The sequence below is a fragment of the candidate division WOR-3 bacterium genome, assembly GCA_039804025.1.
GTDB lineage: Bacteria > Hydrothermota > Hydrothermia > Hydrothermales > JAJRUZ01 > JBCNVI01.
In genome coordinates this window covers 1-21828 of record JBDRZP010000013.1, presented here as the reverse complement: position 1 = coordinate 21828, position 21828 = coordinate 1, and the positions used below count along the sequence as shown (strand labels likewise).

Below are 21828 nucleotides of genomic sequence, written 5' to 3'. Positions count from 1 at the left end.
TAAAATTAAACTGGAATAAATTTTAAAAATTATTTGAAATTTTATTAAGTTACTGTTATATTTTCTTTTAAAAGCAAAATAAATTTAAAAGGAGGTATGTATGAAATTAAAGGATTTTTCAGTTAGAATTGCAGGACTTGCAGGTGATGGCTCCCTTTTAGCAGGGGAAGTCCTTGCCTATGCTTTAAAAAGAAGGGGACTTTACACAGTTTCTGTAAGAGATTTCCCTTCTAACATACGGGGTTTACCTACAAGTTTAACTATAAGGGCAAATGTGGAAAGAATTTTTTCCTGGAATGATTATATAGACGCACTTATTGCACTCGAACCAAAGGCAGTATATAGTCACTTAAAAGATATAAGAATTGAAGGTGTTATTATAATAGATGAGGAGTTTAAATCCGAAAATCTTGGAAGAGATGATGTTTATTTATATCCTCTTCCTTTGAGAAAAAAAGCAAGGGAAATGTTTAAAAAGGAAATTTTTAAGAATATAATAGCACTTGGATTTCTGGGTTATGTTTTCAATATTGAACCTGAGGAAATTAAAAACTCTATTATGTTCTATTTAAAAGGGAGAAGTGGTGAAATCATAGAAAATAATATGAAAGCCTTAGAAGAGGGTTATTCCCTTGCTAAAAATCTTTTGAAAAAGAGATATGAAATTGAAAAATCTATTGATCCAGGAAGATATTATTTATCTGGAAATGAAGCAGTAGCTCTTGGTGCTATTGCTGCTGGATGCAGATTTTTTGCTGCATACCCTATAACTCCTTCTACAGAGGTTTTTGAATTTCTCGCAAAATACATGCCAAAATTCGGAGGAATTACAATTCAGTGTGAAGATGAAATAGCCTCAATTAATATGGCTATTGGTGCATCCTTTGCTGGATTGAGAGCTATGACTTCAACAAGCGGTCCAGGGATGGATCTCAAAACTGAGGCGATTTCCCTTGCTTCAATGGCAGAAGTTCCTCTTGTTATTTATCATGCTCAGAGAGGAGGTCCATCAACAGGATTGCCAACAAAAACTGGTCAGGAAGATATAAATCATATTCTTTTTGCAGGGCACGGTGATGTCTCAAGAGCTGTACTTGTTCCATCCACTCCTGAAGAAAGTTTTGAATTTACTTTCAGGGCTTTTAACATTGCAGAAAAATATCAAATTCCTGTTATTGTGTTATCAGAACAGGCAGTTTCCCAGAATCAGCAGACAATTGATGATATTCCCTATGATGGTAATTTAAAGTGGGAAAGAGGGAAAATTTTAAGTGAAGAAGAAGTTTTCGAGTATGTTAAAGCTGGTAAAGTTTATGAAAGATACGAATTAACTGAGGATGGGATTTCTCCACGGGCTATTCCAGGAACAAAAGGGGTTATAGTTAGATATAATTCCAATGAAAAAACACCTGATGGATTCATAGATGAGGAGAATGAATACAGGGTTCAAATGGTTCAAAAAAGGTTAAAAAAACTTGAAAGAATTATTGAAGATGTTCCTGAACCTGAATTCTATGGCAATAAAAACGCACCAAATATACTGATTGGTATTGGTTCATCACTTGGACCAATGAGAGAATCTCTTATTAGACTTAAAAATGAAGGTATAGAAATGTCATATCTCAGAATAAGAACCCTTATGCCACTTCATGAAGACTATATTTACTCTTTAACCTATAACAAAAATGTTTTTATATGTGAATTAAATTCATTTTCACAGCTAAAAAACTATCTTTCAAGGATATGGGGGAGAAAGCAAAATGTTTATTCAATTAAAAAATATTCAGGTTTTCCTTTTAAACCCTCTGAGATAATAAGTGAAGTTAAAAAAATTCTAAAAAAGGAGAATTAAGATGGAAAAACTTTTAAACTTTGAGATAACTTCAGTTAAGGCTTATGAGGGTAAAAAGAGTACTTGGTGCCCTGGTTGTGGTGATTTTGGAGTTCTTGCTGCTTTAAAACAAGCACTTTTTGAACTTGGAATTTCACCTTATGATGCAGCAGTTATAAGTGGAATTGGCTGTTCTTCAAAATTTCCTGATTATATAAATACCAATGCCTTCCATACAATCCATGGAAGACTTCTTCCTGTTGCTACCGGAGTTAAACTTGCAAATCAGAAATTAAATGTAATAGTTACAGGTGGAGACGGTGATGGTTACGGAATAGGTGGTAACCACTTTATGCATGCCGCAAGGAGGAATATAAACCTTACTTATATTGTTATGAATAATGAAATTTACGCTCTAACTAAAGGCCAAGTTGCACCTACCTCTCCTTACGGTTTTGTAAAAGGGACAACTCCTTATGGTTCAAAGGATAATCCTATAGAGCCCTGTTTAATATCTCTTTCAGCAGGTGCAACATTTGTAGCAAGGGGTTTTTCAGGTGATACAAAAAATTTAAAGGAATATTTAAAAGAAGGTATAAAACATAAAGGCTTTTCCCATATTGATGTACTTTCTCCTTGTGTTACTTTTAATGAAGAATATTCTTATGATTATTTCAGGGAAAATATAGAGTTATTAAATGGACCATTTGCAAGGAGAGAAGAGGCCATTGCTAAAATTATGGAAACATGGAGAAAAGGTAAGATTCCTGTTGGAATTTTTTATGTTGAAGAGAAAAAGCATTATGAATTGGATATCTTTGGAAAAGAAGATTACTCAATAGTGGAAGAATTTAAAACACAAAAAATGCTTTCAAAGGAAGAACTTTTAAAGTTGATAGAAAACAAAAAATAAAAAAGGGGGGATTTTACCCCCCTTTAAAAATTTAAAAAAATACTATTTTAAGGAGCAGTTAAACCGTAATGTTCGTAATTCTTTTTAATAAAGCTCTTCCACTTTTCTGGAACAGCATCTTCCGCATAGATCGCTTGAACCGGACAGACTGATTCACAGGCTCCGCAATCAATACAAACCTGTGGATTTATATAAAGCTGATCTGAGCTTTCGTATTCTGGTTCATCTTTTCTTGGATGTATGCAATCCACCGGGCAAACTTCTACACAAGCTGTATCCTTAACTCCAATACAGGGTTCGCAAATAATATATGCCATTATTCCCTCCTTATTTCATGCCGGAGGAGGGATTTGAACCCTCACCTCCTTAACGGAGAGCGGATTTTGAGTCCGCCGCGTCTTCCGTTCCGCCACTCCGGCTATTTTTTGAATAAAAATTATACCCTTTTGAACTTATTATGTGCAATTTTTCTTATTTTTATTTGGAATAGAAATTGCATTTTTGTAAATTGAAAAAGGAGGTTTGAAATGGGAAAAATAAAGATACTCGGTATAATTACTCTGATTCCCCTTTTATGGGGATGCATAATAAAAGAAGAAAATATTTATACTAATTACCCTGTTGAAGTTGATACTATACCACCTTCAGCACCAAGAGGACTTTATTCTGTTACTGGTGATCAGAAAGTTTATCTTTACTTTATTCCTAATACTGAAAAAGACCTCGCAGGATACTATGTGTGGAGGGGTTTCTCCTATGAAGGACCCTATGAAAAAATTGCAAATCTCCCCCCCTCTAAAACAAGCTTTATTGATTATAATGTACAAAATGGAATAACTTACTATTATGCTGTATCCGCTTATGATACAGCAGGGAATGAGTCAGACCTTTCTCCTGAGGAAGTGTTTGATACTCCAAGACCTGATGGTGAGGATGTTTTATGGAGTTATCTTATTTATCCTGATTTTTCTGGATTTGATTTTTCAAATCAGTCTGTATGTTCCTATCTATCTCCAAACTGTGATTTTTATTATAAATACGATACCTCAGATAAAGTAGGCTATATAATTGTACCAGATACACTTACATGGATTCAGGATATGGGGTACGCTGAAAGTTTTGATGAAATAAGTTATGCACCTTTATACGGATGGTCAAAGATAGGTGTTCTTGAAGCAATCGAAGGTCATATTTATGTTTTCTGGACAAGAGATAATCATTTTGCAAAAATAAGAGTTTTGAGTTTAGGTAATAAATTAGCTTTTGAGTGGGCTTATCAAATAGACGAGGGAAATAGGGAGCTTTCTTTACCCTCTGAAGGGTTCAAACCCCTTAAAATTAAATAAGGAGGTATGAAATGAAAAAGTTAATTTTAATATTAGCTTTCCAATTCCTTGCCTTAAAGGCAGGGATGGTGGATGTCTGGGTTGAAGGTGGTCCAAAGTCTATATATACAGCTGGTGAAAGATTAAAAATTAATGTTATTTCAAAAGTAGATGGTTATCTTTACTTATATAATATTGACCCCAATGGAAGAACTAAATTAATATTTCCTGCCGGAAGACCTGTATATATACATGCAGGTGTCCATTATGTTTTACCCGATGATTTTTACGATGATATTGAATGGACTTCTTCTTATGATCCAGGTATTGAATATATTTATGCTGTTGTTGTTCCCTATCCAATTTATGATATGCCCCTTGATTGTTTTGAACCTCTGCCTCCTGAATCTTATATATATTATGATTATGATGATATAAGATTTGCTCTCGTTTTCAGTTTCAGACCACCCTTCTGGTTTCCAAGGGTTTATTTTGGCGCATGGACAAGTTATTATGTAATTCCAAGGTATTATGTATATCATCCGGCACCATGGTATTGCTACGATTGCCATCATCCGCATGTTTTTGTTCATTTTTATTTTGATTTTTGTCCCTTATATGAAATAAGAGTTTATGAATATAGATATGTTTATGTTCCAAGGTATGTAAAATATGCACCTCCCAGATACAGAATAAGAACAAGGTGGGAATTTACAAGAGAAATTACACCTGAAAAAAGAACCCGTCTCCAGGAAATAGAAAAGGAAACAAGGATAAGAGTAAGAGAAAAAGGGGTTGTGGAAGGTAAACCTGTAAGGGAGATGATTGAAAAAAGAGAAATCAGGAAGGACATGGAAAAAGAAAGAATAAGGGAATCTAAAGGAGAAATAAAGACTCGACCAGAACATGAACAAAAAAGAATCAGAGAAACTGAAGTTGAAAGGAAAAGGGAATATAAGGAATATGAAGGAAAAAATATTTATGAGTCAGATATCAAAAAAGTAAAAGAGAATAAAGAGATGGAAAAGGAAGAATCAGAAGATTACAGAAAAAGAGTTTCTAATCCTATAAAAAGCCAGGAGTTAAGAAAGGAAAGAGAAAGTAGAATTCAAAGAGAACAAGGAGCCAGAATTCACAGGGAAAAAGTTGAAACTGATTTGAAAAAAGGTGGAGTTTTGCCTCAAAATAAATCAGAAACAAAAAGGACAAGGAGATGAAAAAAATTTTAATCTTACTTATTGCACCTTTTCTACTTCATTCAATAGAGATTAATAAAAAGTCAGAATCATCAAAATCTAAAAGGGTAGAGCTCAAAAGTGAAATAATTTATAAAGTTAAAAGAGATACTCTTGATAGAGATGGTGACGGAATAACTGATAAATTCTTTAAAAGATTAAGGGATAGGGAAGGAAAATTTTACACTCCTTACAAGGAAAAAACTGAAAATAATAAAAAGGAATCTGAAAGACAAAGGGATATACAAAGGATAAAACCAAAATCAAGATCGAGGTAAAATCTATTTACGCCGGTTATAAAGACCCCCCTGTATTAAGGGGGGTCTCCTTTTATTTAAAAAAGGGTGATATTCTTTCAATTCTCGGTAAAAATGGAACAGGTAAAACAACACTTTTAAGGGTTCTTTCCGGTGTATTAAAACCCTTAAAAGGTGAGATTAATTTTGATGGAAAAGATATTTTTAAAATGGATCCTCTTGAAAGGGCAAAAAAAATTTCCTATTTGCCCCAGTTTTATGAATCTGATGTTCCTTTTACAGTTTATGAAATGGTTGAACTCGGTTTTTATCCTTATACAAAAGTTGATAAAGAAAAGTTAGATTATTTTTTAAGAATTTTTGATATTTATGAATTAAAAAATAAAAAATTTACAGAACTTTCAGGTGGTCAGAAACAAAAGGTTCTTCTTGCAAGATCTCTTGTTAAGGACCCTGAACTTATTCTCCTTGATGAGCCAAGTCTTCATCTTGATTTTGAAAATACCTTTTTAATTTTTAATATTATGAAGAATATTGTTAAAAGAGAAAATAAAAATTTAATTTTTGTAATACATGATATTAATATTGCTCTTAAATTTTCTGATTATTTTCTTTTTCTAAAAGAAAATGGAAATACGCTTTTTGTGGAAAAAAATAAAATTTTTGAGAAAAAAGAAATTATTAGTGAATATCTTGGCTTTAATGTTAAAATTTTTAATTTACAAGGAGAAAATTTTATCTTTTATAGATGAATATTTACCTTGTAACAGGTGGAGCTGGTTTTATTGGTTCTAATTTTGTGAGATATTTGATAAAAAAGGAAAAGGATGCAAAAATAATTGTCTATGATTCTCTTGAATATTCAGGCCACCCTTTTAACCTTTATCCTTATCTGAATGAGGAAAATATCTTTTATGCTGGCTTTGGCAAGGATATTTACAAGGGTAAAAAAAATTTTCTAAAAAGTAATTATAAAGTTTTGAAAGAAAAAGATCTCGAAAAAGAAATAAAAAAATTTCTTGAAGGTGAGGAAAAGATTTTTCTTCTTGTAGCTTCCGTTACAAATGTAAAGCCATTAAAACTTGTTATGAAATACTCAAATAATATTTTTCATTTTGCTGCAGAAACCCATGTTGATAGGTCAATTCTTTATCCACATAGATTCATTTTTACAGATATACTGGGAACTTATTTTTTAATTGATACTTTCAGAGAAATTCACGGAGAAAAGGGAAAGTTTATTCATATATCAACAGATGAAGTTTATGGGGAAATTTTAAAAGGAAAAGCAAAAGAAAATCACCCTTTTTATCCCTCAAGTCCATATTCTGCAAGTAAGGCAAGTGCTGATAGGATTGTTTATTCTTATTATAAAACTTACAGAATACCTGTAATCATAGTAAGACCTGCTAATGTTTTTGGAGAAAGACAGTTTCCTGAAAAATTTATACCCCTTTCTATTATGAAGGTATTGATGAAAGAAAAAATTCCCCTTTATGGAGATGGAAATCAGAAAAGAAGCTGGATTTATATAGAAGATGCTGTAAAGGCTATATACCTTGTTTATAAAAAGGGTAAAATTGGTGAGGAGTATAACATACCTGGTAGCACCGAAGTAAAAAACATCAGGCTCGCTGAACTTATCTGTAAATTAGGAGGATTAAATAAGGAGGAAGGGATTGAGTTTATTAAGGATAGACCTGCTCATGACAGGAGATATTCAATGGATGGCAAGAAAATATTTGAACTCGGTTTTAAGCCTGAATGGAAATTTAAAGATGCTCTTAAAAAAACTTTTGAATTTTATAAGGAAAATTTTTATTTTTATAGAGAATTACTTCTAAATAAAAAAGTTAAGAATTTTTTGGAAACGTGGTACAGCAGATTGCGAAAATGAAAGATATTGTTAAATTTTTTGATTATAATCTAAAGAAAAAAAATTTAAAAGAAATTTTTAAATTTATTAGAAAAAATTTTGTTTTTCTTTATGAGAATGTGTATATTCTTATTGAAATTGAATCTTATTTAAAGGAAATTGATAAGATTAAAGATATTGAAGATAATCTTTTTAAAATTCTTCTTGCAAGAGTTTATTGTGTTAAACATGAAGAAGAATCAATCAAAGAGGTGTATAAGAATTTTGATTTAAATACTCTTGAAAAGGAATATCACAGTTTTTATTATTTTACCGTTGCTCTATATTATTTTAACAGAAAAAAATTTAACATTGCTCTAAAAATTTTAGAAAATGGCTATGAACTTACAGAAAAGGGAGAAAAAGAAACTGATATTTATATAAAATCAAAGATAGAGAATTTAAGAGGTATAATATCCTTTCATTTTTCAAATTATGAAGATGCTTTAAAACACTTCAATACTTCTTATATTCTTTCAGAAAAAATGAATATTTCTGAATCAAGCAGAAGGGGAATTATGGAAAATATTGCAATGATTCACTTTGTAAGAGGTGATTTTGAAGAATGCATAAAAATATGTGAGGATGTTTTAAAAAAAACAAAGGAAAGAAATTATGATTACAGAATTTTTAGAAAAATTAGTGCAAGTTTTTTAAATCTTGGAGATTTTGAAAAAGCTGAGAAATTTATAATTGAAGCACTTAAAAATATTGAAAAATTTAAAGGTCCTGAATTCTATAAGATTTTTATTTATATAGATTATATTGATATCCTCATTAATAAAAATAAATTTCGTGAAGCAGAAAAATATGTAAAAAAATTAGTCAAATTTAGAAATAAGTATTGCTTCATGGATATCAATTCTAATATTGATTTAACTCTCATTAAGTATTTCTTAATAAAAGAAGAATTTGAAAAAGTTCAGGAATTTTTAACAAATTTTAAAGGATCAGATAATCACCTTTTTCTATCGGAATATTTTCTTTATTCGGCTATTTTTTATTATTATAAAAAAGACTTCTTAAAAGCAGAAGAGTATTATAGAAAAGCTTCCTATATTGCACCTGAATTTTCATTTATTTCAAAACTAATTAATTTCATCTATTCTTTTTATCTTTTAAGTAAAGGTGATAAAAATTTTATAGAACTAACTCTCAAACAAAATTTACCTTCTGTCTTTGAAGATTTTTTTAATGATAAGGGAAAATTTAAAAGTGATTTGACTCATATTGATATTATCAAAAGATTTTCAAGATTTTTTATTTAAATGAAAAGGTATAATAAATTTTCAGAACATCTTAAGAATCTTTTTGGAGAAAAAGTTTGGAAAATTTCAGTGGATGCAGGTTTTAGATGTCCACCACAGGCGAAGTGTATTTATTGCTATAACCCATCTTTTGTCCCTGAGACAGCAAGAAGAAAAGTTCCTTTAAAAGAGCAAATTTTAAAGGGTATGGAAATAATTAGAAATAAAAGAAAGGTTAATAAATTCATTGTTTATTTTCAAGCATTTACAAATACTTATGGTGATATAGAATTTATGAGAAAAGTTTATTATGAAGCATTAAATACCCATCCTGATATTGTTGGAATTTCAATTGGAACAAGAAGTGATACCGTAGGAGATGAAGTTTTGGAACTTCTTTCTGAACTTAATAAGAAAACTTATTTATGGGTTGAACTGGGTCTTCAATCAGCAAATGATAAAACAATGGAAATAACAAAAAGGGGGCACAATGTTAAAAATTTTGAGGAAGCTGTTTTTAAATTAAAGGAAAATAATATTAGGGTTATGGCTCATGTTATTATAGGATTACCTGGAGATACATACGATGACTGGATGAATACTGCTTTCTTTTTAAATAAATTGAAAATTGACGGAGTTAAAATTCATCCATTACATATTGTTAAATATACTGAACTTGAGAGATGGTATAAAGAAGGAAAATATAAACCCCTTGAAATTGAGGAGTATATAAATGCTGTATGTGATTTTATTGAAAGACTCAAAGAAAATATTTTAATCGCAAGATTAACAGGAGAAGCCCCTGACAATTTATTGGTCGCACCTGATTGGTGTAAAAATAAAATGATTGTATTAAATAAAATTGAAAGGGAACTGGAAAAAAGGGAGAGTTTCCAGGGTAAATACCTTGAAGATTTAAAAACCTTTACTCTGAAAAATCCATAAAATATAAGGTTCTTTTTCCTTTTCTTTTATTTCTTTTAATTTTTTTATTATTTCTTCATCATCTTTAAAATTTAATAGTGATTCAATAGCCTCTGCCCTTATTTTTTTATTTTTATTTTCACAGAATTTTAAAAAAACTTCTTTTACTTCAGAATCCATTTCTTTTATTCCTTTTAAAACCCTTAAAAGATGAAATAAAGTTCTATCGCTAAATTTTTGGTTAATTTTCTCAATTAAATAAGACCTTACAGAATCCACATTATCCCTTAAAATTTTTTCTGCACCAAATCTAACAAGAGCATCATTGTCTTGTAATAAGGGAACTATTTTTTTTAAAATTTTTTTTCTTTTTATCTCTCCGCATGCTCTTATAAGTGATATTTTTATTTCAGGACTATTTTTATTTAAATATTTAAATAACTCTTCAAAATTCTCCGTTTTTAATTTTGATAATGAATAGATTATATTCGCCTTAAATAAATCTCTTTTTTCTTTTCTTAACAATTTCCATAATTCTTTTTCCATATCTTTAACTTCTGCTTCACCTGTTAGATAGATAATATTCAATTTTGATGTATCATTTTTTTCTTTTAAAGCTTCCCTCATATAGAATGCACTTAACTCTTTATTTTCTTTTATAACTTCCTTAATTGCCCTTAATTCTAAACTGTTAAGTGTTTTTATTTTATTATTAAAAATATAAATAAGTGCCTCCTCTTTTCTCTGCGCTAAAACCTTTCTTGCCTTTGGAACAATCTTTTTATACTTACCTACCTCCCATTCAGAAGCAAGTTTAAATAAAGAATCAATATCTAAATCAAGGGGAATTTCCATATCTACTCCTTCTTCTTCCGGTTCGCGAGTTTCAACTGTGTCAGAATCATAACTTAATCCAAATTCTCCCTTTGAAATTAAAAAGGGTTCTTTTTTTAAATTTTCTCCCTTATAAAAATCCTTTCCTTTTAAATCAATAAAAATACCTATTCCAATTTTCCCCCTTGACATTTTTCCTCCACCCTGACCGAATTCCTCAGTTGTTACATAGATATCATTTCCTTCTGAATCAATAAATATACCAACTGAGGTATTTAAACCTATTCCTTGACCTCCTGAAACTTTATAAGTATCATGCCCTTTTTTGTCAATAAGTATACCAACAGAGTAATCATGCCCTTCACCCTGAGCAGGACCGAATCTTGAAATATATTCATCATCACCTTCTAAATCAAAAAGTGCTCCACAGGCCAAGTGAATGCCTGCCCCCTGACCGTATTCTGCTAAGTGATATAAATCATTTCCCTTACCATCAATTAAAATTCCTGTTCCATACCAATAAGCAGAGCCCTGTCCATATACTTCTGAATAATATATATCATTTCCTTCTCCATCAATTAAAAGAGCAACACCACCACCAAGATAGGGTCTTATGCCAAGAGAAAACCCCTGTGCAAAAGACCTTGTTTCATCAGGCAAAAGAGGTATATGATAATTCTTACCATAAGCTATATATGAATCCATACCCTTTCTATCATAGAGAATTGAAAATCCCAATGTTCCTGAAAAAGCTTGGCCCTTTTCTGTTACCTTATATAAATCATTGCCATCAAAATCAAATAAAAAGGATTTTCCAAAGAAGGAAGCAGATTGTGAGAAAAAATCTGATTCATAGATATCATTCCCTTCCTTATCAAAAAGAAAACTAATTCCAAACATAGATGAAGAAATTGAAAAGAATTTTCCCCTTCTTAAATCATTACCTTTTAAATCAAATTGAATTGAAACTCCAAAAAAGGATGAGCAGATGGAAAGGGCTTTATCTGAAATATAAGAATCGTTTCCTTCTTTATCGATTAAAATTGAAAAGGGTATAGAATAAAACAAATTTGAGGAACCTACCCTATCTAAATATTTGTCATTACCTTTTAAATCAAAAATAATAAAAAAACTGTCACCTTTATATATGTTATCTTCCTCTTTACTGTTTATCACAATATATCCAAGCTCTGTTTTTATTACTGTATCCCTTAAATTTTCTGCATTTATAAGTGAATAGGTTAAAAAAATTAAATTTTCAAAGGAAATTTTTAAACCTTGAAAGAGTTTTTCTCTATTTATTTTTAATAAATATTTTGCAATCTTCTTCTCCTTCCATTTTTTTGCCTTAATTTTATTTCCCTTTTCTCTTTCAAAAATAGCATATAAAGTATCATCATTTTTATCATTTTCATCTTCAAAAAGAAGAGTTATATTGTAAATCAATGTATCAAGTTTTTCTTTTTCAATATTTGAAAAGGAATTTTTGATAATTTCTTTAGCCCTTTTTAAATTATTTATCGTTTCTTCTAAGATATTCTCAAAATTTTCTTCTTTGATTTTTAATTTAAAAATTTTTTCAATAATTTCCCTTTCATCTGAGTTAAAATCTTTAAAAATTTTTTCTGCGTATTCAGGAATTTTAAAAGGTTCTTTAAGAAAAAGGAGGGTTAGAGAATCCTTTAAATTTGTAAATATACTTTTATCCTTTTCAAAGGAAAGGTCTTTAATTTCAAGGTATTTATAAGATAGAATATCTTTTATAAGTGATTCTTCTTCATAATTAAGGAAGTTAAATAAAAGAAAGAAAATCATTTTTTATTTTAAAATAATTAACTTTAAAATATCCTATAATGAGAACAAAAAATTATCCTATTGGTTCTGACTACTATTTTGAATTTTCATTTCTTTTTAAAAAAAAGAAAAATATTTTTAAGTTTTGGAAGAGTTATTTGAAAAATTTTAAACTCTTTTTTTCAGGAAGAGATGCTCTTCGTTTTCTTCTTAAAAATTTAAAAGAAAAATATTTTTATCTTTTACCAAGCTATACCTGCTATGAAGTTATAAGACCTTTTGAGGAATTATCCCTTGATTTTGATTTTTATAGAGTTTATTTTGACCCAAAACCCCAAATTGATTTTGATGATATAAAGAAAAAAGCAGCAAGGTATAAAAATCCTATTGTTATAATAATTGAATATTTTGGGTTTCCAGTAGATTATGAACTTGAAATTCCCTTTATACTTGATATAAGTCATTCTCTTTTAACCTTTAAAAAAAGAAATTTTAAAATAAAACCATCCTTTATTTTTGGCTCTTTGAGGAAAATTTTACCCTTACCTGATGGAGGTGTTCTTTTTTTTGATGGAGAGATTAAGGATTCTGTTAAAAACTTTGATTATAAAACTTTTTTAATTAAATTATCAGCTTATCTTATAAGAAACTTTCACAATTTTCTTCCTGATTTAACAAAGCCTTTATTTTCCTTTGCCTATGATGTTCTTGATAGAAATTATGAAAAAAAATTAACAGATAATAAAGATTCCAAAAAACTCTCTTTTTTAACAAATTACATTTTAAAAAGAATTCCATATGAATTTATAATAGAAAAAAGAAGGCAAAATTTTATTTATCTTTTAAAAAACCTTAATTTTGAAAAAATACAGCCACTTTACACAGACCTGCCAGAGGGTATATGTCCCTTGAATTTCCCATTTTTTAGTAACAATAAACATAAAATAAAAGATTTTCTGATTAAAAACAGGATATACCCACCAACACTATGGCCAGATATTCACCCTTTAATAAAGAAGGAGAATTATCCAGAAATTCACAAAATTCCTGAGAAAATACTTTCTTTACCTATCGATCACCGTTATAATATTAATGATATGAAAAAAATAAAGGAGGTAATTGAAAGATGTTTGAGTTAATTTTATTTTTTTCAATTTTTAATAATTTTACACATTCAGATACTTTTTACAGTGTTTGTAATAGGAATGATACAATTTTTATAACAGGTGATCACGGTATTTATCTTGTTGATTTTAATAAGGATTCAGTTTTTTACAAATTTACAAATTCTGATTCAATTCCCCTATACCCTTATTATGCTATTTTTTTAAAAGATAGCCTTTTAAATTTAACAAATTCTGAAAATCTTATTGTTATAAATTTAAAAAATAACAAAAAGTATTTTTATCCTCCTCTTTTTCTTGAAAGAGATATTTACAGGGAAATAAAGATAAAAGGTGATACAGTTTTTTTAGCAGGTAATAGGGGTTTAAAGGGGATATATAGAAATAAAACAATTGATACTTCTGATGATTCACTTTTCTTTGAAAGAAAAAATTATTTTCCTAAGGATACCGTAATTTCTCTTGAAATAATAAAAGATACCTTATTTGTTGGAACAAAATTAGGTCTTTATAAAATTAAAATTGATTTACTGGGAAGGATCCCCCCAACTTTCCATTCTGGAATTGCGACAGGGAAAATAGGTGATATCTTTATCTTTAATAATAAAATTTTTGTTTCTTCTGATAGTTTTTTGTATTTATACCCTGATTCTCTTTTAGCTAAATTTCCATATATTATAAATTCTCTAAATGGGAATTCTGACACATTATTTGTAGGGACAGAAGGTGGTTCATATATTTTTTATAATGGTCAAAAATTAAAATTCAGTAATTTCAATACAAAAAGTTTGATTAAGGTTAAAAATAAAATTTATCTCCTTGGAAAAGGTATTGTAATTTATGATTATAAAAATTCTCTTTTTTTAAATTTCAAAAATTATTTTAAAGAATTAACTTCCAATTCCATTTCTTCTGTTAAAAAATTTGGAAAATATTACCTTTTTTCCCATGATAGAGGATTTGATATTTTTAATGAAAAATATGAAAGGTTAAATAAATTATTAAGTGGTTGGATAAGAACCCTTGATGTAAATTCTAAAATTATAATCACTTCCCCTTGGTGTGGTCCAATTTTTAAGATTGATTCTCTTTTCAATATATATGATACTTTAAATCTTTCTACCTGTATTCAGCTTTTAAAATTTTTTAATGATTCTACCTTTTTTGTTTTAAAGCCTGCACAGAATTCAATAGAAATAAGGAATTTAAAGGATGAGAAAATTAAAGAAATTTTTAACCTTGGTTATGCAACAGATATAGAAAAATGTGCTGATTTTTATTTTGTTTCCAATACAGATGGTAATATTTATAAAATTGATAAAAATTATAATGCCAATTTTGTTATGAATGCAGGTTATCCTGTTTATGATATATCAATTTATGAAAATAAGATTTTTTTTGCAACAAATTCAGGGTTATTTGAATATAAATTGCCTGATTTTCAATTTATTAAAAATTATAGGACTTTTGATTCTTATACTGTTTCAGTAATAAATGATAAATATGGAAATACTTATGCTATTACAAGAAGTGGGTTAATTTTTATTTCAAGGAGTGGTGATGAAAAAATTTTTGAATCTTCCCATAATACTCTTACAAGGACTGAAAATGTTGATTTTAATTCACAGTGCTCTGCTTCCCTTTTATATTATGATAATTTAAATAATGAAATTATAATAGGTACAAAGGATGGAGTCTCAATTATGAATATAAATGTTTTTGGGCCCCAGGAAATAGAAGAACCCCTTGTTTTTCCCAATCCCTTTAAAAAGGAGACAGGTTTCTTTTACATAAAAACAAAAGATGCCTTAAAGGAGATTTTTGTTTATTCACCATCAGGCAGGATTAAAAAATTGAATTTTGTAAGTTCAGGTGATAGAGTCAGGGTGGATGCTTTGGCCCTTGAAAGGGGTTTTTACCTTTTAGTTATAAAGTCTGATAAGGGTATGAAGATAAAAAAAATAATTTGTGAGTGATGAAATTTAAAACTTATCCAGAGGATTTTGTGGTGGAAGAGGTTTTAAAGAAGGATGTTTTAAAAGATAAAGGGTTATATAAAGTTTTTAAAGCAAGAAAAATAGACCTTGAAAGTTTTTATTTAAAGAGTCTTCTTGAGAAAACCTTTAATGCAAAAATAAGTTTTTTAGGTTTGAAGGATAAAAAGTCTTTGAGCATTTTTTATTTTTCTGCAAAAGGAAATATTCCAAATTATATAAAATTTAAAAACTTTTCTGCTGAACTTGTTGGTTTTTCTGATAAAGAGTTAAACTCCTATGATCTTGAAAAGAATAATTTCAAAATAACTTTAAGAGGTATAAAGGAAAGGGAATTAAATAAAATTTTTCAAATTCTTGAGGATATTAAGAAAAATGGTTTCCCCAATTATTTTGATATACAGAGATTGTCCTCAGATGTTTCCTCTCTCTTTTTCTCGCTGTTAATGAAAGGAAATCTTAAAGAGGCAATAAAGGTTCACCTTTTATCCCTTTCACCTGAGGGAAGAAAGAATTTAAATAGGTTCAAAAAATATGTAAAAAGATTTTTTGATAAACCAGAGAGAATTCTTCCCTATGCACCTTCTGATAAGGATAGAGAAACTATAAAAAAATTAATTAAGGGTGATTATAGGGGAATTATAGAAGAGATAGAAGAAGATTTGTTAAAAATTTATTTTGAAAAATTTTCATCCCTTATATGGGATAAATGTGCCAGTAAATTTCTTAAAAAAGGTAAAATAAGTTTTAAAAAGGGTTTTGCTATTAAGATAAAAAATCTTTTCCTTTTTGTTCCTGAGATTGTTAACGATGAGGTAAAGGATATTTTGAGTGAATCTATATTTCCTGTTCCTGGAACAGAAAGAATTCCCTCTCATCCTGAATTTGAAAAAATTTTAATTTCAGAATTAAAAAAAGAGAATCTCAGTTATCCATTAAAAGTCCCTGAATTTTTGGAAAATTTTTCCTTTAAAGGGTTTAAAAGAAAATTATGGGTATATCCTATGGATTTGAGTTTTGATTACGACAGAGAAAAACTTTTGCTTTCTTTTTCTTTACCTCCTGGTTCCTATGCTACAATTTTATTAAAAATTTTAATGAGGAGGCTTAATTTAAGAACTTCTCGACAGTAATAAAATAGCGAATATGGCAAGTATTATTCCAATATACCCTTGTAGACTTAATTCTTCTTTTAAAAATATCCTTGCAAGTATAAGAGTAAAAGCAGGATAAAGGGATGTTAAAGGGACTATTATGGATGCTTTTCCTTTTGTAAGTGCGAGATAAAAAAATACCGTTCCTATGGTTCCTGAGAATAGTGCAAGTAAAAGGTAAACTAATCCTTCTGGTCTAAAGTTCAAATCTTTTCTATAAAGGAAAAAAAGAAATGTTGAGAAAAAAAGCGACATAATACTTGAGAAAATGAAGTATTCATACCACCTGTAATAATATGTAGAAAATTTTGAAAAAAATCCCCAAAATCCCCAAGCAATAAGTGTAATTATTGATAAAATTAAATAGTTCATCTATAAATTTTAAGATAAGTTTTTCTTATAATTATATTTAAAATTAAAAAGGAGGATAAAAGTGGCTACCAATAAATTAAACGAAGTTTTAAAAAAAGAATTATTAAAACTCAAGGAAGAAGGTAGATTAAAGGGAAAGGAATATATTATAACAGGAATTAAAAAACCGGAAAATGGTAAAGGACCAAGGTATTTCTTGAAGGGTTTTGGAAATAAGGAATTTATAAGAATGAATTCTAATTCATATCTTGGAATGTCGCTTCTTGAAGATATAATAAAAATAGAAGAAGAATATGCAAGAAAATTTGGTGTTGGTCCAGGTGCAGTGAGATTTATAAGTGGAACCTTTGAACCCCATAGATTGCTTGAAAAAAAGCTGGCAGAATTTCATAAAAGGGAAGACTGTATGATTTACAGTGCAGCCTATGTCACGGTTATTGGTGTTCTGGCTGCTCTTATAAATGCTGAAACAATTGTTTTAAGTGACGAGTTAAATCACAACTGTATTATAAATGCCATAAGGTTATCAAGACCCAAGGAAAGACTTATTTATAAGCATCTTGATATGAAGGATCTTGAGGAAAAAGTTAAAGGTGTTCTTGGAAAGGCAAAAAGACTTATTATTGTTACTGATGGAGTTTTCAGTATGAGAGGTGATTTTGCACCTTTAAAGGAAATAGAAGAGATTTCAAATAAATATGATGAATATTTTGAAGAAAACATAATAGTAGTTGTAGATGATTCTCATGGAGTTGGTGCTTTTGGTGAAACTGGAAGAGGAACTGAGGAATATACAGGTGCAAGATGTGATATTTTGATAGGAACACTTGGTAAGGCATTCGGAGTAAATGGTGGTTATGTTGTATCTGATGAAGTGATAATAAATTACTTAAAGGAAGTTGCTATAACATATGTTTACTCAAATCCTATAACACCAGCTGAGGCAGCTTGTGCTCTTAAAGTTATCGAATTTCTTGATAGCAAAGAAGGTAGGAAAAGGCTTGAATACTTAAGAGAATTAACAAAGTATTTCAAGGAAAACCTTTTAAAGCTTGGATACGAGACGATTTTAAGCTCCCATCCCATTGTTCCTCTTTTAATAAGGGATACATGGAAAACAAGGGATCTTGTTAATTATTTAATTGAAAATGGAATTTTAGCAACAGGTCTTACCTATCCAATAGTTCCAAGAGGGGATGAAACTATAAGATTTCAAGTAAATGCAGATCATACCTATTATGATATTGATTATGTTTTGAGTGTTCTTGAAAAATATAAAAGAGAAAAATTTTAAAAATTATTAATGGAATGGGAGGTTTGGCTTTTAAAGGATAATAAATTAAAAGGCTTTTTTGTAATCTTTTTAATACTTTTAGTTTCATTTCTTATTTTTATTTCTTATGGTTCCTTTTTTTCTCTTTTATCTATCCTTATACTTTTATTTTCAATTAATGATTTTCTTTTTCCGATTAAATATAAAATAGATGATAAAAAGCTTATTATTGAGAAAATTTTCTGGAAAAGGGAAATTGATGTAAAGAATATAAAAAGAGTTGAAAAAATAACTCAAGGTTTATTTGTGTCCCCTTATTTTAGAAAAAATTTTCTTGATAATTTAAGGGGAATAACACTTTTTACAAAGGAAAGGGAAAAAGTTTATGAATTTATTGAGAGAGTTAGAAAAATTAACAATACCTGAAAGAATAGAAAAAATTAAGGAAATTATCTATAAGGAATCTGAAAATCCAGAAAAAATTAAAATTTTAGGTGCTACAAAGGGTATTGATATTGAAAGAATTAAAATTGCCTTTGAACATGGAATAAGGCTTTTTGGTGAAAATAGGGTTCAAGAAGCTGAAGGTAAAATAAAAATTTTTGATAAACCAGAATGGCATATGATAGGGCATTTGCAAACAAATAAAGTTAAAAAGGCTTCTTATCTATTTACCATGATAGAAAGTGTTGATTCCTTAAAACTTGGAAAGGAGTTAGATAAAATTGGAAACAAATTAAACAAAAAAATCAAGGTGCTTATAGAAGTTAATACCTCAGGTGAAGAAACAAAGTATGGATTTAAAAGAGAAGAACTTTTAAGTAATTTTGAGAAATTTCTTGATTTAAAAAATATTGAAATAAAAGGTCTTTTTACCATAGGTCCTTATCCACCAGAAGAGAAAAAATCAAGAAAGAGTTTTTCTGAATTAAGGGAGTTGAGAGATTATTTAGAAAAAGAGTATAATTTGAAATTACAGGAACTATCAATGGGAATGAGTGAAGATTTTATTTATGCTATAAAAGAGGGTGCAAGTATTATAAGACTTGGAAGAATTTTATTTGGAGAAAGATTTTAAAAAGGGTTCAAATCCCATAAATTTTTTAATTAATTATGAAAATTGCACCAATAGAAATAAGAAACGCAGATTTTCCAAGGTCGCTCAGAGGATATGATCCTGAAAAGGTGAGGGAATTTTTAAAAACAGTGGCAGAGCAGATGGAAGAACTTATAAGGGAAAATTTAACTTTAAATGAAAGAATAAGGGATCTTGATAGTAAGGTTGAAGATTACAGAAGAATGGAAAATATTATGAAAGAAGCCTTACTTACCACACAAAAGACAACAGAAGAACTCAAAAAGAATGCTCAGAGGGAAGCAGAACTTATAATTTCCAATGCAAAAATTGAATCAGAAAAAATTCTGGAAAATACACGAAGGGAACTCCAGAAGTTAAGAGAAGAAATAGAGCTATTAAAGTCAAAAAAGGAAGGTTTTCTCTGGGAATTAAAGTCCCTTCTTGAAACTCAATTGGAGTGGTTAAACAGTCAATTTAGAATACTTGAAGAGCAGAAGAAAAGAATTTGAGTTAATGGATAAAATAATTAAATTTTTAAAGGATAAAGGCATTGATTTTGCTGAAATAGGTATTATTACAGGTTCAGGTTGGTCAAAAATTGAAGAATTTATTAATGTTCAAAAGAGAATAAAGTATTCTGAAATAGAAGGTTTTCCTGTTTCAGGTGTAAAAGGACATAAAGGTGAGCTTCTGTTTGGTATATTTGAAAATAAAAGTGCTTTAATTTTTTCGGGTAGATTTCACTATTATGAAGGATACAGTATGAAAGAAGTTACCTTGCCTGTAAGAATTCTTAAAGAGTTAGGAGGTAAAATTCTTGTGGTTACAAATGCTGCCGGTGGTTTAAATCCTTCCTTTGATATTGGAGATCTTATGATAATAATTGATCACATAAATTTATTTCCTGAAAATCCCTTAAGAGGAAAAACAGAATTTCCGTCCATGCTTGATGCCTATGATGAAAAAATTATAGAGGAAATAGAGGAGATAGCAAAGGAGAGGGGAATAAAGATAAAAAAGGGAGTTTATGTTGGCTGGCAGGGTCCTTCCCTTGAAACAAAGGCAGAATATAGATTTTTAAGAATAATAGGTGCTGATGCTGTGGGTATGTCAACAGTGCCAGAGGTAATTATGGCAAAAGCTCTTGGTTTAAAAGTTTTGGGTTTTTCTGCAATTACAAATATGGGGCTCGGAGAAAAGGTGAAAGATATAAGTCATGAAGAAGTTTTAAAAATAGCTGAGAATTGTGCTAAAAAAGCAGGAGAGATTTTAAAAGAATGGATAAAAAAATATTATTTTTAATTTTTTTAATTCTTTATAACTGTTCAGATCCCATTTCAAGGAGTAAAAAATACATTGAGGAAGGTATGTATGAAGAGGCTGAGAGTATACTTCTTTATTCTTTAAAAAAGGGAAAAGAAGAACCTGAAATTTATCTTTTGCTTGGAGAGATAAATATAAAAAAGAAATTTTATCTATCAGCCCTTTATTATTTTGAAAAGGTTATTGATAAAAATAAATATAAAAAAAGATTATTAAAAAATTTAAGAGATATTTATTTAGAAACAAAAAATAAAGGACCTGAGATAGCAAGACGTTCGCTTTTTTTAATATATCTTCTTGAACCCGAGAATTTAACTTTTGAAGAAAAAAAGTTTATTGCTCTTTACTTTATTGAAAGAGAGCAAATAGAAGGAAAAAATTTTGTAGAAAAAGTTCTTGAGGAAAAGTTTGATGATGAGCTTTTTCTTGAATATATAAAAAATCTTTTTGATAAAAATGAATACAGAAAGATTTTAAATCTTTATAAAAAGTTCAGTGAGAAAATAAGTGCTTCAAAATTAAATTTGAATATAACATTTTATATAGGTTTAACTTATTTTGAATACGGAAAAAAATATTTTGAAGAACATAAAATTGATTCTTCATATACTTATCTCTCAAAATATATAACTATGAAAGAACCTCCTATATATTTGCCAAAAGCTTATTTTTTAAGAGGTAAGATCAATTTAGAAAAAGGTGATACAGTGTCTGCCTATTATGATTTCAGGAAAGTTCTTGAAATACTTCCATTTAAAAATTCTGGAATAGCTCAGGAAGCGCGTGAAATTATAAAAGAATTAAAATTAAAAGGATTTTAAAAAATGGATATTATAGAGATATCAGAAGCTTCAAAACATATTGGAAAGGAAGTAAAGTTAAAGGGTTGGCTTTATAATAAAAGATCAAAAGGTAAAATTCATTTTCTTATAATAAGAGATGGGACAGGTTTTATTCAGGGAGTAGTGGCAAAGGGAGAGGTTGATGATAGAGTTTTTGAAATGTATGATGAAATTACTCAGGAATCCTCAATTATAGTAAGTGGAATACTTAGAGAGGATAGGAGATCTCCTTATAATTATGAAATTTTAATTAAGGATATAGAATTGGTTCATAAATCTGAAGATTACCCGGTTCAGAAAAAGGAGCACGGAGTTTCCTTTTTACTTCCAATAAGGCATTTATGGTTGAGGTCAAGAAAGCAGTGGGCAATAATGAGAATAAGGCATGAGATA

At 29.0% G+C, this 21828-nt stretch carries 22 protein-coding genes and 1 tRNA gene; 19 read left to right on the top strand and 4 right to left on the bottom strand.

The window, feature by feature from the left end:
- The first annotated feature begins 100 nt into the window (after window positions 1-100).
- Together ABIN73_05905 and ABIN73_05900 are read left to right on the top strand one after the other, a co-directional pair.
- Window positions 101-1852 carry a 2-oxoacid:acceptor oxidoreductase subunit alpha gene (locus ABIN73_05905; protein ID MEO0269256.1) on the top strand — a complete coding sequence of 584 codons (1752 nt, stop codon included), beginning with the start codon at window positions 101-103 and terminating at the stop codon, window positions 1850-1852.
- Between the two features lies 1 nt (window position 1853).
- Window positions 1854-2744 (top strand): thiamine pyrophosphate-dependent enzyme, encoded by an 891-nt coding sequence (locus tag ABIN73_05900; protein MEO0269255.1) that lies wholly within the window; start codon window positions 1854-1856, stop codon window positions 2742-2744.
- A 47-nt stretch (window positions 2745-2791) separates the two neighbouring features.
- On the opposite strand, the gene ABIN73_05895 is transcribed toward ABIN73_05900, so the two are convergent.
- Entirely contained in the window at window positions 2792-3061 is a 270-nt protein-coding gene (locus ABIN73_05895; GenBank protein MEO0269254.1) for a 4Fe-4S binding protein, read from the bottom strand.
- An 18-nt stretch (window positions 3062-3079) separates the two neighbouring features.
- A tRNA-Leu gene (locus ABIN73_05890) sits at window positions 3080-3163 on the bottom strand.
- 108 nt (window positions 3164-3271) lie between these two features.
- Here ABIN73_05890 and ABIN73_05885 point away from each other — a divergent pair.
- Genes ABIN73_05885 through ABIN73_05855 form a run of 7 tightly spaced genes read left to right on the top strand, consistent with a single transcriptional unit; the run spans window position 3272 to window position 9668 of the window.
- Window positions 3272-4090, top strand: coding sequence for a hypothetical protein (locus ABIN73_05885; protein MEO0269253.1), 819 nt, complete (start codon window positions 3272-3274; stop codon window positions 4088-4090).
- Between the two features lie 11 nt (window positions 4091-4101).
- On the top strand, window positions 4102-5286 hold the full coding sequence (locus ABIN73_05880; protein ID MEO0269252.1) for a DUF4384 domain-containing protein: 1185 nt from the start codon (window positions 4102-4104) through the stop codon (window positions 5284-5286).
- Window positions 5283-5582, top strand: coding sequence for a hypothetical protein (locus ABIN73_05875; protein MEO0269251.1), 300 nt, complete (start codon window positions 5283-5285; stop codon window positions 5580-5582). Before ABIN73_05880 ends, ABIN73_05875 begins: the two co-directional genes overlap by 4 nt.
- Window positions 5567-6313 (top strand): ABC transporter ATP-binding protein, encoded by a 747-nt coding sequence (locus tag ABIN73_05870; protein MEO0269250.1) that lies wholly within the window; start codon window positions 5567-5569, stop codon window positions 6311-6313. The genes ABIN73_05875 and ABIN73_05870 overlap by 16 nt, the downstream gene beginning before the upstream one ends.
- On the top strand, window positions 6310-7458 hold the full coding sequence (locus ABIN73_05865) for a GDP-mannose 4,6-dehydratase (protein ID MEO0269249.1): 1149 nt from the start codon (window positions 6310-6312) through the stop codon (window positions 7456-7458). Before ABIN73_05870 ends, ABIN73_05865 begins: the two co-directional genes overlap by 4 nt.
- A complete protein-coding gene (locus tag ABIN73_05860) occupies window positions 7455-8744 on the top strand; it encodes a tetratricopeptide repeat protein (GenBank protein ID MEO0269248.1) in 1290 nt (429 codons plus the stop codon). The genes ABIN73_05865 and ABIN73_05860 overlap by 4 nt, the downstream gene beginning before the upstream one ends.
- Window positions 8745-9668, top strand: coding sequence for a TIGR01212 family radical SAM protein (locus tag ABIN73_05855; protein ID MEO0269247.1), 924 nt, complete (start codon window positions 8745-8747; stop codon window positions 9666-9668).
- Here ABIN73_05855 and ABIN73_05850 read toward each other — a convergent pair.
- Entirely contained in the window at window positions 9639-12296 is a 2658-nt protein-coding gene (locus ABIN73_05850) for a hypothetical protein (protein MEO0269246.1), read from the bottom strand. The genes ABIN73_05855 and ABIN73_05850 overlap by 30 nt on opposite strands.
- 38 nt (window positions 12297-12334) lie before the next feature.
- Here ABIN73_05850 and ABIN73_05845 point away from each other — a divergent pair, with 38 nt between their 5' ends.
- Genes ABIN73_05845 through truD form a run of 3 tightly spaced genes read left to right on the top strand, consistent with a single transcriptional unit; the run spans window position 12335 to window position 16526 of the window.
- Window positions 12335-13414 (top strand): hypothetical protein, encoded by a 1080-nt coding sequence (locus ABIN73_05845; protein MEO0269245.1) that lies wholly within the window; start codon window positions 12335-12337, stop codon window positions 13412-13414.
- Window positions 13402-15375 (top strand): T9SS type A sorting domain-containing protein, encoded by a 1974-nt coding sequence (locus ABIN73_05840; protein ID MEO0269244.1) that lies wholly within the window; start codon window positions 13402-13404, stop codon window positions 15373-15375. Before ABIN73_05845 ends, ABIN73_05840 begins: the two co-directional genes overlap by 13 nt.
- On the top strand, window positions 15375-16526 hold the full coding sequence (gene truD, locus ABIN73_05835; protein MEO0269243.1) for a tRNA pseudouridine(13) synthase TruD: 1152 nt from the start codon (window positions 15375-15377) through the stop codon (window positions 16524-16526). The genes ABIN73_05840 and truD overlap by 1 nt, the downstream gene beginning before the upstream one ends.
- Here the strand turns inward: truD and ABIN73_05830 are convergent.
- Window positions 16506-16919, bottom strand: coding sequence for an EamA family transporter (locus ABIN73_05830; protein MEO0269242.1), 414 nt, complete (start codon window positions 16917-16919; stop codon window positions 16506-16508). The two genes, truD and ABIN73_05830, sit on opposite strands and share 21 nt — an antisense overlap.
- 61 nt (window positions 16920-16980) lie before the next feature.
- Between ABIN73_05830 and ABIN73_05825 the strand changes: the two genes are divergently transcribed.
- From ABIN73_05825 to ABIN73_05795, 7 genes are all read left to right on the top strand, one after another.
- The gene (locus tag ABIN73_05825; GenBank protein MEO0269241.1) at window positions 16981-18213 is read left to right on the top strand and encodes an aminotransferase class I/II-fold pyridoxal phosphate-dependent enzyme; all 1233 of its coding nucleotides are present in this window, start codon (window positions 16981-16983) and stop codon (window positions 18211-18213) included.
- 9 nt (window positions 18214-18222) lie between these two features.
- A complete protein-coding gene (locus ABIN73_05820; GenBank protein MEO0269240.1) occupies window positions 18223-18618 on the top strand; it encodes a hypothetical protein in 396 nt (131 codons plus the stop codon).
- A complete protein-coding gene (locus ABIN73_05815; protein ID MEO0269239.1) occupies window positions 18578-19270 on the top strand; it encodes a YggS family pyridoxal phosphate-dependent enzyme in 693 nt (230 codons plus the stop codon). Before ABIN73_05820 ends, ABIN73_05815 begins: the two co-directional genes overlap by 41 nt.
- 35 nt (window positions 19271-19305) lie before the next feature.
- On the top strand, window positions 19306-19779 hold the full coding sequence (locus ABIN73_05810; GenBank protein ID MEO0269238.1) for a DivIVA domain-containing protein: 474 nt from the start codon (window positions 19306-19308) through the stop codon (window positions 19777-19779).
- A gap of 4 nt (window positions 19780-19783) precedes the next feature.
- Window positions 19784-20572, top strand: a complete 789-nt coding sequence (locus ABIN73_05805) for a purine-nucleoside phosphorylase (protein MEO0269237.1) — start codon at window positions 19784-19786, stop codon at window positions 20570-20572.
- On the top strand, window positions 20548-21414 hold the full coding sequence (locus tag ABIN73_05800) for a hypothetical protein (protein MEO0269236.1): 867 nt from the start codon (window positions 20548-20550) through the stop codon (window positions 21412-21414). The genes ABIN73_05805 and ABIN73_05800 overlap by 25 nt, the downstream gene beginning before the upstream one ends.
- A gap of 3 nt (window positions 21415-21417) precedes the next feature.
- Window positions 21418-21828: OB-fold nucleic acid binding domain-containing protein (locus ABIN73_05795; GenBank protein MEO0269235.1), on the top strand; the 411-nt coding region annotated here is incomplete at its 3' end.

What these genes read in the sequence shown, in the direction of transcription:
- ABIN73_05880 (MEO0269252.1), top strand. Translation starts at nt 4,102, where the DNA reads ATGAAAAAGTTAATTTTAATATTAGCTTTCCAATTCCTTGCCTTAAAG.
- ABIN73_05895 (MEO0269254.1), bottom strand. Translation starts at nt 3,061, where the DNA reads ATGGCATATATTATTTGCGAACCCTGTATTGGAGTTAAGGATACAGCT.
- ABIN73_05900 (MEO0269255.1), top strand. Translation starts at nt 1,854, where the DNA reads ATGGAAAAACTTTTAAACTTTGAGATAACTTCAGTTAAGGCTTATGAG.
- ABIN73_05865 (MEO0269249.1), top strand. Translation starts at nt 6,310, where the DNA reads ATGAATATTTACCTTGTAACAGGTGGAGCTGGTTTTATTGGTTCTAAT.
- ABIN73_05845 (MEO0269245.1), top strand. Translation starts at nt 12,335, where the DNA reads ATGAGAACAAAAAATTATCCTATTGGTTCTGACTACTATTTTGAATTT.
- ABIN73_05905 (MEO0269256.1), top strand. Translation starts at nt 101, where the DNA reads ATGAAATTAAAGGATTTTTCAGTTAGAATTGCAGGACTTGCAGGTGAT.
- ABIN73_05860 (MEO0269248.1), top strand. Translation starts at nt 7,455, where the DNA reads ATGAAAGATATTGTTAAATTTTTTGATTATAATCTAAAGAAAAAAAAT.
- ABIN73_05820 (MEO0269240.1), top strand. Translation starts at nt 18,223, where the DNA reads ATGGAATGGGAGGTTTGGCTTTTAAAGGATAATAAATTAAAAGGCTTT.
- ABIN73_05805 (MEO0269237.1), top strand. Translation starts at nt 19,784, where the DNA reads ATGGATAAAATAATTAAATTTTTAAAGGATAAAGGCATTGATTTTGCT.
- ABIN73_05800 (MEO0269236.1), top strand. Translation starts at nt 20,548, where the DNA reads ATGGATAAAAAAATATTATTTTTAATTTTTTTAATTCTTTATAACTGT.
- ABIN73_05875 (MEO0269251.1), top strand. Translation starts at nt 5,283, where the DNA reads ATGAAAAAAATTTTAATCTTACTTATTGCACCTTTTCTACTTCATTCA.
- truD (MEO0269243.1), top strand. Translation starts at nt 15,375, where the DNA reads ATGAAATTTAAAACTTATCCAGAGGATTTTGTGGTGGAAGAGGTTTTA.
- ABIN73_05850 (MEO0269246.1), bottom strand. Translation starts at nt 12,296, where the DNA reads ATGATTTTCTTTCTTTTATTTAACTTCCTTAATTATGAAGAAGAATCA.
- ABIN73_05810 (MEO0269238.1), top strand. Translation starts at nt 19,306, where the DNA reads ATGAAAATTGCACCAATAGAAATAAGAAACGCAGATTTTCCAAGGTCG.
- ABIN73_05815 (MEO0269239.1), top strand. Translation starts at nt 18,578, where the DNA reads ATGAATTTATTGAGAGAGTTAGAAAAATTAACAATACCTGAAAGAATA.
- ABIN73_05855 (MEO0269247.1), top strand. Translation starts at nt 8,745, where the DNA reads ATGAAAAGGTATAATAAATTTTCAGAACATCTTAAGAATCTTTTTGGA.
- ABIN73_05840 (MEO0269244.1), top strand. Translation starts at nt 13,402, where the DNA reads ATGTTTGAGTTAATTTTATTTTTTTCAATTTTTAATAATTTTACACAT.
- ABIN73_05885 (MEO0269253.1), top strand. Translation starts at nt 3,272, where the DNA reads ATGGGAAAAATAAAGATACTCGGTATAATTACTCTGATTCCCCTTTTA.
- ABIN73_05830 (MEO0269242.1), bottom strand. Translation starts at nt 16,919, where the DNA reads ATGAACTATTTAATTTTATCAATAATTACACTTATTGCTTGGGGATTT.